Genomic DNA, 11783 nt, shown 5'->3' on the forward strand with positions numbered 1-11783 from the left:
CCCCCGGATCCACCGGAGCCTCGTTCAGCGCGATGCCCGCAGCCGTGGGATCCAGCGCCCGCACCTCGCTCAGCAGATCCTCGCCACCCCAGTTCAACGCGGGATGCGGCGGCGGAAACAGATCGACGACATACGCACCCCGCCCCGCGGACACCACACCACCCCCGGAACCGGCGGAACCGGCAGAACCGGCGGAACCGGCGGAGCCACCCCGCACCGCACGCCGAGCCGCCTCCATCCCCGCTCCCGCGTCCCACGACCCGACCGCGCCCTCCCCCTCCTCCCCCGCCGCCCCCGCGTACCGCTCCGCCAGTTTCCGCACCCGGCCGGCGGCCTCCCGTACGCGCTCCTCCGTGAGCGTGCCGTCCCGCAGCGCGTCGATCACCGCGTCCCGGCAGGCCAGTGTGGTCGCCAGCTCCGGTACCGCCACGATCACCTGGTCGGCGCCGGCGGCGAGGGCGAGCCGGGCGCCGGCCGCCTCGCCGTACCGGTCGGCGATCGCCTTCATCTCGAGGGCGTCGCTGACGAGGACCCCCTCGAAGCCGAGGTCGTGGCGGAGCAGGTCGTCCAGGATGCGACGGCTGAGGGTCGCGGGCCGCTCCGGATCCAGCGCCGGGTACACCACATGCGCACTCATCAGCATCGGCACGCCCGCCGCCACCGCCGCCCGGAACGGCTCGACGTCGGCGCGGATCTCGTCGTACGACCGACGGTCGACCGCCATCTCGTGGTGGCTGTCGGTCACCGTGCCGCCGTGGCCGGGGAAGTGCTTGGCGCAGGAAGCGACACCGCGGGCCTCGGTGGCCGTGATCCAGGCGCGGAGGTGACGGGCGGCGAGTTCCGGATCGGCGCCGAAGGAGCGGGTGCGGACGATCGGGTTGTCGGGGTGGTGCTGGAGGTCGGCCACAGGGGCGTACGAGACGGTGATGCCGAGCGAGGCCAGGTGACCGGCGAGGGCGTCGGCGCAGCGGGCGGTGAGGTCGGGGTCGTCGACGACGCCGAGGGCGTAGGAGCCGGGGACCTCGGGGGCGCCCGCGGCGACGAGGTGGCCGATGCCGCCGCCCTCGTTGTCGATGGCGACGAGGAGATCGGGGCGCAGGGCGCGCAGCTCGTCGGTGAGGCGGCGGACCTGGGCCGCGTCGCGGACGTTGCGGGTGAAGAGGATCACGCCGCCGAGGCCCCGGTCGATGAGCCGCTTGAGGGTGTGCGGGACGCCGGTGGTGCCGTCGAAACCGGCGACGAGGCACCGGTGGACGGCTTCGTCGAGGTCGACGGGCAGGTCGAGGGGCAGGTGGTGCCGGGGCTGCTGCGTCGACTTCATCGGAGGACCTCTGGGTCTGGCTGGGGGTCTGGCGGGCATGTCCTCCGATGATAGAAGTCACCAAAACTCCAGCACAAGATGAATCAAACAACCAGAAAATGCCAAGACCTGCGGCGTGGGATGAGCTTGAGATGAGCGGAAACGCTGTTTCAGCCGTACTTCCCGAGGAACGACCCCTTGCCGTGGAACAACTCGCTACCTGCATACGGGTACCCCGTACCCCTATGCATCTCCCGCTAGGATGACCCACGTGACAGCCCGCGCACAGCGACAGCAGCGCACGCACCCCCGGTACTGGTGGGCGCGTGCGTTCGTCGTGCTCGGGCTGCTGGTGGGTGTCGTCGCGATGCACGGCCTCGGGCCGGGTGGCATGTCCGTCGCGATGGCGGACGCCTCCCACCATGGCCGGCAGGCTGAGCGGATGAGCATGCGGGCCGGGCCCGCCGAAGAATCCCTCTGCCACCACATGGGCTCGCACGGCGGCCACGCCCAGCACGCCGACGCGACCTGCGCGTCCGGCGCCCTCCCGGCGGGCCACACCTTCCCCGCTCTCACGCCCGACCCGGCCGGCGCCTCGGTCACGGCCGCCCGCGCCGACCGCTCGCTGCCCCGGTCCCCCGAGGGCGCGAGAGCACCACCCTCGCTGGCCGAACTCCAACTCCTGCGGATCTAGAGGTCGCCGCACGCCGTCGGCGTGCCCGCGCGCACACCTCAATTCCCTTTCGCACAGCAGGAGTTCCAGCATGCGCACCATCCGCAAGACCTTCGTCGCCCTGACCGCCACGGCCGCCCTCGCCCTCACGCTCACCGCCTGCGGCAGCGACGACGGCAACAGCGACAAGAGCACCACCAACAGCGGCGCGAGCAGCAACAGCAACAGCGGCAGCAGCAGCAGCAAGGAGACCGGGGACCACAACGCCCAGGACGTCACCTTCGCGCAGGGCATGATCCCCCACCACCAGGGCGCCCTGATGATGGCGAAGGCGGCGGCCGGCAAGGCCTCGTCCCCCGAGGTCAAGTCCCTCGCCGCCCGCATCGAGAAGGCTCAGACGCCGGAGATCGAGACCATGACCGGGTGGCTGAAGACCTGGGGCAAGGACGTCCCGGCGGCGGCGGAGTCCATGCCCGGCATGGAGTCCATGGAGTCGATGCCCGGCATGGACCACGCCGCCGCCGGCAAGGAGTTCGACAAGAACTTCCTGACCATGATGATCGAGCACCACAAGGGCGCCGTCACGATGGCCACCACCGAGAAGGCCAAGGGCAAGTACGGCCCCGCCACCTCCATGGCCGACGACGTCATCCGCACCCAGAACGCCGAGATCACCGAGATGACCAAGCTCCTCGGCAAGAGCTGACACCGATACCGACAGCGCAACCGGTACCAGTACCGCTACCGCTACCGGCACCACCGATGAGCCGGCCGGCCACCACCGGCCGGCTCGTCCCACCACTCTCCCCAGACCCCTCTGCCCCCACCGCTCTCACTCCTGCCCGCCCACGGTGAACCCGATGACCGCCCCGCCCCCCTCCCGCCGGTTCGCGAAGGGCGCCCCGCCGTGCGCGATGGCCACCTCGCGCACGATGGACAGGCCAAGCCCCGAGCCGGGCAGGCTACGGGCGTCGGCGGCACGATAGAACCGGTCGAACAGGCGCAGCAGATCCCCCTCGGCGATACCGGGCCCCCGGTCGAGCACCTCCACCCGGATCACCCCCTGCCGTACGCCCAGGCGCCCCTGCTCCGGTCCGGTGACCGCGATCTCGATCGGCGCCGTGCCGCCCCGGTCGAACTTGGCCGCGTTCTCGACGAGGTTGGACATCGCGCGCTGGAGCGCGGCGGGACGGGCGTCGGCGGTGGTGTCCCCGCTCGCCCGTACGAGGACGTCCCGCCCGGTACGCCGCCGGGCCACCACCGCGACCTCGTCCGCGAGGTCGGCGAGATCGATCCGCTGCTTGGGCTCGGTGTCCGACTGCCCGGCCGCCAGATCCACCAACTCGTTGACCAGATCGGTGAGTTCACGTGCCTCGATGGCGAGGTCGTCGACCAGGTCCTCCCGGGTCGCGGGCGGCAGTTCGTCGATGCGGCGAAGCAACGAGATGTTCGTACGCAGGGAGGTGAGCGGGGTGCGCAGCTCGTGCCCCGCGTCCTGGACCAGTCGGCGCTGGTCCTCCTCCGACTGGGCGAGCCGGCCGAGCATACGGTCGAACGAGCGCCCGAGGCGCCCCACCTCGTCGGCCCCGGTCACCGGCACCTGGATGCCGAGCCGGCGGGTACGGGCGACGTCCTCGGCGGCGGCGGCGAGGATACGCAGCCGGTGCGTGATCCGCCGGGCCAGCCACCACCCGAACAGCCCGGCCGCGATCACGACCGCGGCCATCATCAGGATCGTCCGCTGCTGGAGCTCCCGCAGCAGGTCCTCCGTATCGCTGAACTCCTGCGCGACCTGCACCGCGCCCCGCCCCGCGGGCTGCCCGGGCCCCTGCTCACGGGCGCTCTCGCCGCCCAGCGAGACGGTCGCGATGCGGTAGACGTCCTGGCCGACGTCGACGTCCTTGTGCTGCACGGTCAGCCCGGCGACCGGGGACGCGGCGATACGGCGGTCCTCGGCGGTGACGGGCAGCGCCGGACTGCCGCCGTCGACGATCTCTCCCCCCGCCCCGAGCACCTGCACGTCGGTACGGCTGGGCCGGACGATGTCGTGCCCCGGCTCGGACGACGAGAAGTCCTGCGGCGTCATCGTGTTGTGCCGCACCTCGTCCTGGAGGTCCCCCACGACCTCGGCGAAGGCGGACTGCTGGTCCACCCGGACCAGCCGCGCGGCGGCGTCGTACGACAGGAACCCGACCAGCACCGTCACCCCGGCGGCGACGGCGGCGAACGACACGGCGAAGGTGGTTTGCAGCGAGGACAGTTGCGCCCTCCGCCGGGTCACTCAGTCCTCCCGCAGGACGTAACCCACGCCTCGCACCGTGTGGATCAACTGCGAGGCGCCCGGCTCGTCGAGCTTGCGGCGCAGATACCCGACGTACACGGCGAGGTTCTTCGAGCCAGGGCCGAAGTCGTAGCCCCAGATACGGTCGTAGATCGTGGAGTGGTCGAGCACGATCCCGGCGTTGCGCACGAGCAGTTCCAGCAGCTCGAACTCGGTCCGGGTCAGCTCCAGCTCCCGCGTCCCGCGCCACACCCGCCGCGCCTGGAGATCCATCCGCAGCCCGGCCGCGGTGAGCTGCCGCTCGGGGAGGGCGGGTTCCCTCGCCGCCTGCGAGGCGTGGTTTCCGGCGGGGGCGGCGCTCCTGGGGGTGCGCTCGTCGGGGCTGGTGCGCCGCAGCAGCGCCCGGAGGCGGGCGAAGACCTCCTCGACGTCGAACGGCTTCACGACGTAGTCGTCGGCGCCCGCGTCGAGGCCGGCGATCCGGTCGGCGGTCTCGACGAGCGCGGTGAGCATCAGGATCGGCGTACGGTCGCCCTCGGCGCGCAGCACCCGGCACACCTGGAGCCCGTCGATGCCGGGCATCATCACGTCGAGGACGAGGATGTCCGGCGGCGTGCGATGTGCCTGGGCGAGCGCCTCGACCCCGTCGGCGACCGCGGTGACCCGGTAGCCCTCAAGAGTCAGGGCCCGCTCCAGGGCGTGGCGGATGGCGCGGTCGTCCTCGGCGAGCAGCACGGTGTGTGACACCCGCCAAGTGTGCCAAGGGGGTCTCTTACTCGCCTCTCACTCTCCCCGCGCGCCTCACATCCGCCTTCCCTTCGCCCCTATCCCCGCAGCGCGTTCAGCCGCTCCTCGAACGGAACCACCTCGAACCCGCCCGACAGGGGCTTCGGTACCCTCGGCCGGGCCGACAGCCCCGCCATCAGAGCCGTCAGCTCCCCCGCCGCCCGCTCGATCCGCTCCGGGAGCCCTTCCGCGCCCCAGTCCTCCGAGGCGGCGTACACGGCCGTCGGGACGACCACGGCCCGCAGATACGCGAACAACGGCCGCATCGCGTGCTCCAGGACCAGCGAGTGCCGGGCCGAGCCACCGGTCGCGGCGACCAGCACCGGCTTCCCGGCCAGCGCGTCCTTCTCCAGCACGTCGAAGAACGACTTGAACAGCCCGCTGTACGACGCGGAGAACACCGGTGTGACGACGATCAGCCCGTCCGCCCCCGTCACCGCCTCCAGCGCGTCCGCGAGCTTTGGCCCCGGGAACCCGTTGGTGAAGTTGTGGGCGATCTCCACGGCCAGCTCGCGCAGCTCCACGACCCGGATGTCGACGTCCGTCTGCCGGTCCACGGCGGCTGCCAGCCGGTCGGCCAGCAGCCGGGTGGACGACGGAACGCTCAGCCCCGCCGAGACGACGACGAGCTTCATACGGCGGTCTCCTCCTTCTCCTGCTCCTTGCGCGCGGCGGCCAGCAGGGACGCGTGGGTCGGCGCGTCCGGCACGTCTGCCGCGCGCCCCTTGGCGAACTCCTGGCGCAGGACCGGCACGACCTCCTCGCCGAGCATGTCGAGCTGTTCGAGCACCGTCTTCAGCGGCAGCCCCGCGTGGTCGATCAGGAACAGCTGGCGCTGGTAGTCACCGGCGTACTCCCGGAAGGCCAGCGTCTTCTCGATGACCTGCTGCGGCGAGCCGACGGTCAGCGGCGTCTGGTCGGCGAAGTCCTCCAGGGACGGCCCGTGCCCGTACACCGGCGCCTCGTTGAAGTACGGCCGGAACTCGCGTATCGCGTCCTGCGAGTTCTTCCGCATGAACACATGGCCGCCCAGCCCCACGATGGCCTGCTCGGGCGTGCCGTGGCCGTAGTGCGCGTACCGGGAGCGGTACAGCTCGACCATCTGCCGGGTGTGGTCGGCCGGCCAGAAGATGTTGTTGTGGAAGAAGCCGTCGCCGTAGTAGGCCGCCTGTTCGGCGATCTCGGGTGACCGGATGGACCCGTGCCAGACGAACGGCGGTACGTCGTCCAGCGGCCGGGGCGTCGAGGTGAACCCCTGCAACGGCGTCCGGAACCGCCCCTCCCAGTTCACGACGTCCTCGCGCCACAGCCGGCGCAGCAGGGCGTAGTTCTCGACGGCGAGGTTGATGCCCTCGCGGATGTCCTGCCCGAACCAGGGGTACACCGGGCCGGTGTTGCCGCGCCCCATCATCAGGTCCACGCGCCCGTCGGCCAGGTGCTGGAGCATCGCGAAGTCCTCCGCGATCTTCACCGGGTCGTTGGTGGTGATGAGGGTGGTGGAGGTGGAGAGGAGCAGCTTCTCCGTCCGGGCGGCTATGTAGCCGAGCATCGTGGTCGGGGACGAGGGCACGAACGGCGGGTTGTGGTGCTCACCGGTGGCGAACACGTCAAGGCCGACCTCCTCGGCCTTGAGCGCGATGGCAACCATGGCCTTGATCCGCTCGCGCTCGGTCGGCGTACGTCCCGTGGTCGGGTCCGGTGTGACATCGCCGACGCTGAAGATCCCGAACTGCATGGTCGCTCACCCTCCAGGTTGTTAATTCTTCAACTATATCGTCCGAGTGCGACAACCGCATCCTTGCCCGAGGTATTCCGGCGCGGGTCACGGCCCCGACGCACGGCGGCACCGCCCTGGAGGTGACGGTGCCGCGGCGGGCGTCGGACGGCGTCAGAAGTAGTACGCGTCCCCCGTGTCGAGCACGAGCACGCGCTGCACGTCGTTGCCCCGGTTGCGGTCCACGGCGCCGCCGCTCCAGACGGTGCCGATGTCCAGGGTCACCTCGGAGGGCGCGCCCCGAAGCCGCAGCCGCAGCCCGATCCGCTCGCCCACACCGTCGGCGGCCAGCGCACCCGTCCGGCACACGACCACCCGCGCCCCGAGCCGCGCGCACCCGTCCGGCAACTGCTGCCGGGCGGCGAGCGGCGCCGACCAGGTCAGCCGCACGGTCGCGTCGGCGACGGCGGACGGCCCGTGGTTGCGCGGCGTCACCCGCAGATCGATCCGCCCCCGCTCCAGCGACACAACCCCGTGATAGGCAAGATCCGACTCGGGCCCCCCACTGTCGGCACCGGCGACCGCCCCACCCCCAACCACACCGACCGCAACCGCGACCGCACCCACGACCGCCACCAGCCCACGCGTCCAGATCCGCACGCCACCCACTCCTCACCCAGAAGACAGAGACCGTCACCGCTGGTCGAAGCGATGTATCCCACCTGACGCGCACGACAGGCGCCCTCCAACAGGTGACGGCGAGCGCAGAACCGCAGCACGGATGGCCGGATGGCCGGATGGCCAGACGCCCGGCCCCCTGCGATCAGGCGGCAGCGGCATGCGAAGCTGCCCGCATGTCGCCGGTCCTGCGCTCCGTAGCCCTGTTCGTCGTCGCCGCGCTGTTCGAGATCGGCGGCGCCTGGCTGGTCTGGCAGGGCGTACGCGAGCACCGGGGCTGGGCGTGGATCGGCGCGGGAATGCTGGCCCTGGGCGCGTACGGGTTCGTCGCCACGCTCCAGCCCGACGCCGAGTTCGGCCGCGTCCTGGCCGCGTACGGCGGTGTCTTCGTCGCCGGTTCACTGGCCTGGGGCATGGCGGCGGACGGCTACCGCCCGGACCGCTGGGACGTGACGGGCGCGCTGATCTGCCTCGCGGGCATGGCCGTGATCATGTACGCCCCACGAGGCGACTGAGCGAGTACGTAGCCGGGCCAGGTCAGGTCAACTCGTCGGGCAGCAGCCCGAGTTGCCCCAGGAACTCCATCTGGTCGAAGTAGAGCCGGTAGTCGACGATGTGCCCGTCCCGGACCGTCGCGAGGTCGACGCCACGGATCCGGATCTCCTTCCCCGTGGCCGGCAGATGATCGCCGGAGGGCAGCCCGATCGGCCCGGTGTTGCGCCCGGTGAAGAACCCCTCGTCCACGGCGGTGTCGCCGATCTCGTACGCGTGCACGGACTCGTACGTGCCGTCGGGCACCGCGTCCGTCATCTGCCGCCAGTAGTCGACGATGTTGTCGCGCCCGTGGATCGCGCCGTCCGGGGTGACGGCGACCGCGTCGGGTGCGTAGAGCTCGGCGATCGCCTTGAGGTCGGCCGAGGTGATCGCCTCCGTGAGCCGGTCCATGACGTCGCGTGCTTCTCCCATGGTTCACCTCCAGTGCCGAGGATCACCCACCTCATTTTCCCACCGGATCCCGGCGACGGCAGAGCGGAACGGCCCGCCTGCCTATCCTGGGCACCCTGGGCGGACACTCAGCCGTCAGCCCGTACGCCCAGCCAGCCCGCCCAAGCCCCAGGAGCAGTCCCATGGCCACCGCCGCCCCGTCCGCCGCCTCCCGCATCGCCGTGGTCACCGGCGCGAGCAGCGGAATCGGTGCCGCGACGGCCCGCCGGCTCGCCTCGGCCGGCTACCGCGTCGTCCTGACGGCCCGCCGCAAGGACCGTATCGAGGCGCTGGCCGAGGAGATCAACGCGACGGGCGGCCAGGCCACGGCGTACGCCCTGGACGTCACCGACCGCACGGCGGTGGACGAGTTCGCGTCCGCCTTCAAGAAGATCGGCGTCCTCGTCAACAACGCGGGCGGCGCACTCGGCGCCGACCCCGTGGCCACCGGCGACCCGGCCGACTGGCGCCAGATGTACGAGACGAACGTCATCGGCACCCTCAACCTCACCCAGGCCCTCCTCCCCGCCCTGACGGCGAGCGGCGACGGCACGATCGTGATCGTCTCCTCCACCGCCGGCCACAGCACGTACGAGGGCGGCGGAGGCTACGTCGCCGCCAAGCACGGCGCCCACGTCCTCGCGGAGACACTGCGCCTGGAGATCGTCGGCACCCCGGTCCGGGTCATCGAGATCGCGCCGGGCATGGTGAAGACCGACGAGTTCGCCCTGACCCGCTTCTCCGGCGACGCGGAGAGGGCGGCCAAGGTCTACGAGGGCGTGGCCGAACCCCTCACGGCGGACGACGTGGCGGACACCATCACCTGGACGGTCACCCGCCCGAGCCACGTCAACATCGACCTCCTGGTCGTGCGCCCCCGCGCCCAGGCATCGAACACGAAGGTGCACCGGGAGACCCGATGACGGCCGACGCGGACGACACCGCCGCCCGGGACCAGGACCGGGAGCGCGAACAACAGCTCCTGGCCCTGGAGAAGAAACGCGAACGGTACGTCTGGTACTACCTCGCGTACTTCCTCTTCGGCATCCACCTCGTGGCATTCGTCATGATCTACGCGGTGCTGCACGCCCCGAAGTAGTCCATACCCTGTGGGCAGACGGGCACTTACGGCCCACATAACCCACAAGAGTGAATATCGCCGATCACCCGAACGACGTCTGAACAGTCGATCCAGGCTCGCGCCACAACATCAAAACGACGGCCCACTGCCGGGATTGCCGGACAAACTCGCCTCCTGGACCCGTCCGCCTGACATGCGGGTCATGCAATCGCGACGCAGTTGGACCGCTTCCGAGGACCAACTGTTGCTTCGGTCAGACGACATCGTGACCGTCTCCAGCGAACTCGGCCGTACCGAACAAAGTTGCCGCATGCGCCTGTGGAGGCTCCGCAACAGCCGAGTACTGATGCCGAACGACCAGTGAACCGCTGAGCCGTGAGGTCCAGAATCGCAAATGCCCTGGACCTCACGGTCAGCCCTTCACACAGATGAACTGCTTCAGCTTCGCCACGACCTCGACAAGATCCCGCTGCTGGCCCATGACCTGCTCGATCGGCTTGTAAGCACCAGGAATCTCGTCCACGACACCGGAGTCCTTACGGCACTCCACGCCCCGCGTCTGCTCCTCCAGGTCCTTCGCCGAGAAGCGACGCTTCGCCGCGCTGCGGCTCATGCGGCGACCGGCACCATGAGACGCCGAGTTGAAGGCCTTCTCGTTCCCGAGTCCCTTAACGATGTATGAACTGGTCCCCATCGAGCCGGGAATGATCCCGTACTCGCCGGAGCCCGCGCGGATCGCGCCCTTACGAGTGACCAACAGGTCCATGCCCTCGTACCGCTCCTCCGCCACATAGTTATGGTGACAAGAGATCTCAGGCTCGAAGGTGGGCTTCGCCTTCTTGAACTCCTTGCGGATCACGTCCTGCAGAAGCGCCATCATGATCGCGCGATTATGCTTCGCATATTCCTGAGCCCAGTAGAGGTCGTTTCGGTATGCCGCCATCTGCGGAGTGTCCGATACGAAGACGGCGAGGTCGCGGTCGACCAGGCCCTGGTTGTGCGGAAGCTTCTGGGCCACACCTATATGGAATTCAGCAAGTTCCTTACCGATGTTCCGGGAACCGGAGTGAAGTGTCAGCCACACAATCCCCTCTGAATCGAGCAGAAGCTCAATGTAGTGGTTGCCCGAGCCTAGCGTCCCCATCTGCAGAGCCGCCCGCTCCCGCCGGAACCTCACCGCATCCGCAACCCCGTCAAACCGCCCCCAGAAGTCGTCCCACCCCCCAGTAGCGAACCCGTGCAGCCGCCCCGGATCAACAGGGCTGTCGTGCATGCCCCGGCCCACCGGAATCGCCTCCTCGACCTTCGACCGCAGCCGGGACAGGTCGCCCGGCAGGTCGTTGGCCGTCAGGGACGTCCTGACGGCGGACATCCCGCAGCCGATGTCGACGCCCACCGCGGCCGGGCACACCGCACCGTGCATCGCGATGACCGATCCCACCGTCGCGCCCTTGCCGTAGTGCACGTCCGGCATGACGGCGAGCCCCTTGATCCACGGCAGCGTCGACACGTTGCGCAGCTGCTGCATCGCGACGTCCTCGACCGACGCGGGGTCGGCCCACATACGGATGGGTACCTTCGCGCCCGGCACTTCCACGTACGACATATCGTCCTTATTCCCCCGGAAAACCAACAGAAGCCTTTAAACGCAAAACCGACGCCAAGGTCAACGAAAGGGATGCCGGACCGGCGTACACAGTGGTGCGTGCGATAGACATTGTCTGCCGGTGACGCCCCCGTGCGGCAAGCGAATAACCAGCGGGGACACTGGAGCAGCACGCCCCCACAAAGATCACCAAGGATCGTCGAGAGGACCTGCCCGTGCAGCGGAAGGCCTACGTACCCGGCGTCGCCGCCCTCCTCGCGGCGCTGCTGGCCGGCTGCACCGGCGGCTCGGGCGGTGGTGACACCGCCGAGGACGCCAAGCCCGGCGACAGCGGCACCGCGACCACCGTGGCCCAGCCGGGCCGTTACCGCACGCTCCCCGAGCCCTGCAGCATCGTCAGCGACGGCACCCTCGACTCGCTGTTGCCCGGCATCAAGGAGCTCACGGACGAGGATCAGCGCGAGCAGGCGTACGAGGGTGTCTCGACCCTCACCTACAACACGGACCGCAAGGTCGGCTGCCGTTGGAAGGTGACGTCGGTGGACGCCACCGACCGTCTCCTCGTCGATTTCGAACGGGTGGTGTCGTACGACAACTCCGTGAGCGACGACAGCCAGGCGGCGAACGTCTTCGCGACCAAGGTGGCGGCCGCCGACCTCCCGGAACCCATCGCCTCGGTC

At 70.0% G+C, this 11783-nt stretch carries 13 protein-coding genes and 1 pseudogene; 6 read left to right on the plus strand and 8 right to left on the minus strand.

Features of this window, described 5'->3' with window-relative positions; all coding sequences use genetic code 11:
* On the minus strand, positions 1–1321 hold a 1321-nt coding region (nagZ, locus tag ADL01_RS12640), incomplete at its 3' end, for a beta-N-acetylhexosaminidase (RefSeq protein WP_053742053.1).
* 241 nt (positions 1322–1562) lie between these two features.
* On the opposite strand from nagZ, the gene ADL01_RS12645 reads away from it, so the two are divergent.
* Together ADL01_RS12645 and ADL01_RS12650 are read left to right on the plus strand one after the other, a co-directional pair.
* Complete coding sequence (locus ADL01_RS12645; RefSeq protein ID WP_234354612.1) at positions 1563–1994, plus strand: DUF6153 family protein; 432 nt, start codon at positions 1563–1565, stop codon at positions 1992–1994.
* Between the two features lie 70 nt (positions 1995–2064).
* Positions 2065–2679 carry a DUF305 domain-containing protein gene (locus tag ADL01_RS12650; protein ID WP_053742055.1) on the plus strand — a complete coding sequence of 205 codons (615 nt, stop codon included), beginning with the start codon at positions 2065–2067 and terminating at the stop codon, positions 2677–2679.
* 126 nt (positions 2680–2805) lie between these two features.
* On the opposite strand, the gene ADL01_RS12655 is transcribed toward ADL01_RS12650, so the two are convergent.
* From ADL01_RS12655 to ADL01_RS12675, 5 genes are all read right to left on the minus strand, one after another.
* On the minus strand, positions 2806–4254 hold the full coding sequence (locus ADL01_RS12655; RefSeq protein WP_053742056.1) for a HAMP domain-containing sensor histidine kinase: 1449 nt from the start codon (positions 4252–4254) through the stop codon (positions 2806–2808).
* Positions 4255–4989: a response regulator transcription factor gene (locus tag ADL01_RS12660; RefSeq protein ID WP_053742057.1), complete on the minus strand. Its 735-nt coding sequence runs from the start codon at positions 4987–4989 to the stop codon at positions 4255–4257.
* An 89-nt stretch (positions 4990–5078) separates the two neighbouring features.
* Entirely contained in the window at positions 5079–5675 is a 597-nt protein-coding gene (locus ADL01_RS12665) for an FMN reductase (RefSeq protein WP_053742058.1), read from the minus strand.
* Positions 5672–6775: an LLM class flavin-dependent oxidoreductase gene (locus ADL01_RS12670; protein WP_053742059.1), complete on the minus strand. Its 1104-nt coding sequence runs from the start codon at positions 6773–6775 to the stop codon at positions 5672–5674. Before ADL01_RS12670 ends, ADL01_RS12665 begins: the two co-directional genes overlap by 4 nt.
* Positions 6776–6928: 153 nt before the next feature.
* The gene (locus tag ADL01_RS12675) at positions 6929–7414 is read right to left on the minus strand and encodes a hypothetical protein (RefSeq protein ID WP_053742060.1); all 486 of its coding nucleotides are present in this window, start codon (positions 7412–7414) and stop codon (positions 6929–6931) included.
* 194 nt (positions 7415–7608) lie between these two features.
* Between ADL01_RS12675 and ADL01_RS12680 the strand changes: the two genes are divergently transcribed.
* Positions 7609–7947: a YnfA family protein gene (locus ADL01_RS12680; protein WP_053742061.1), complete on the plus strand. Its 339-nt coding sequence runs from the start codon at positions 7609–7611 to the stop codon at positions 7945–7947.
* A 22-nt stretch (positions 7948–7969) separates the two neighbouring features.
* Here ADL01_RS12680 and ADL01_RS12685 read toward each other — a convergent pair whose 3' ends face one another.
* Positions 7970–8398, minus strand: a complete 429-nt coding sequence (locus ADL01_RS12685; protein WP_053742062.1) for an ester cyclase — start codon at positions 8396–8398, stop codon at positions 7970–7972.
* A 161-nt stretch (positions 8399–8559) separates the two neighbouring features.
* On the opposite strand from ADL01_RS12685, the gene ADL01_RS12690 reads away from it, so the two are divergent.
* Both ADL01_RS12690 and ADL01_RS12695 read left to right on the plus strand, forming a co-directional pair.
* On the plus strand, positions 8560–9339 hold the full coding sequence (locus ADL01_RS12690) for an SDR family NAD(P)-dependent oxidoreductase (RefSeq protein WP_053742063.1): 780 nt from the start codon (positions 8560–8562) through the stop codon (positions 9337–9339).
* A complete protein-coding gene (locus tag ADL01_RS12695; RefSeq protein WP_053742064.1) occupies positions 9336–9515 on the plus strand; it encodes a hypothetical protein in 180 nt (59 codons plus the stop codon). Before ADL01_RS12690 ends, ADL01_RS12695 begins: the two co-directional genes overlap by 4 nt.
* Positions 9516–9909: 394 nt before the next feature.
* On the opposite strand, the gene ADL01_RS12700 is transcribed toward ADL01_RS12695, so the two are convergent.
* Entirely contained in the window at positions 9910–11103 is a 1194-nt protein-coding gene (locus ADL01_RS12700) for an RtcB family protein (protein ID WP_053742065.1), read from the minus strand.
* A gap of 215 nt (positions 11104–11318) precedes the next feature.
* Between ADL01_RS12700 and ADL01_RS12705 the strand changes: the two are divergent.
* A pseudogene (locus ADL01_RS12705) lies at positions 11319–11783 on the plus strand (DUF3558 domain-containing protein); the annotation flags it as partial.

Source organism: Streptomyces sp. NRRL WC-3618 (assembly GCF_001280005.1).
Lineage (GTDB): Bacteria > Actinomycetota > Actinomycetes > Streptomycetales > Streptomycetaceae > Streptomyces.

Coding starts and splice junctions, on each gene's coding strand:
- ADL01_RS12645 (WP_234354612.1), top strand. CDS start 1,563: ATGACCCACGTGACAGCCCGCGCACAGCGACAGCAGCGCACGCACCCC.
- ADL01_RS12650 (WP_053742055.1), top strand. CDS start 2,065: ATGCGCACCATCCGCAAGACCTTCGTCGCCCTGACCGCCACGGCCGCC.
- ADL01_RS12665 (WP_053742058.1), bottom strand. CDS start 5,675: ATGAAGCTCGTCGTCGTCTCGGCGGGGCTGAGCGTTCCGTCGTCCACC.
- ADL01_RS12670 (WP_053742059.1), bottom strand. CDS start 6,775: ATGCAGTTCGGGATCTTCAGCGTCGGCGATGTCACACCGGACCCGACC.
- ADL01_RS12680 (WP_053742061.1), top strand. CDS start 7,609: ATGTCGCCGGTCCTGCGCTCCGTAGCCCTGTTCGTCGTCGCCGCGCTG.
- ADL01_RS12685 (WP_053742062.1), bottom strand. CDS start 8,398: ATGGGAGAAGCACGCGACGTCATGGACCGGCTCACGGAGGCGATCACC.
- ADL01_RS12690 (WP_053742063.1), top strand. CDS start 8,560: ATGGCCACCGCCGCCCCGTCCGCCGCCTCCCGCATCGCCGTGGTCACC.
- ADL01_RS12695 (WP_053742064.1), top strand. CDS start 9,336: ATGACGGCCGACGCGGACGACACCGCCGCCCGGGACCAGGACCGGGAG.
- ADL01_RS12700 (WP_053742065.1), bottom strand. CDS start 11,103: ATGTCGTACGTGGAAGTGCCGGGCGCGAAGGTACCCATCCGTATGTGG.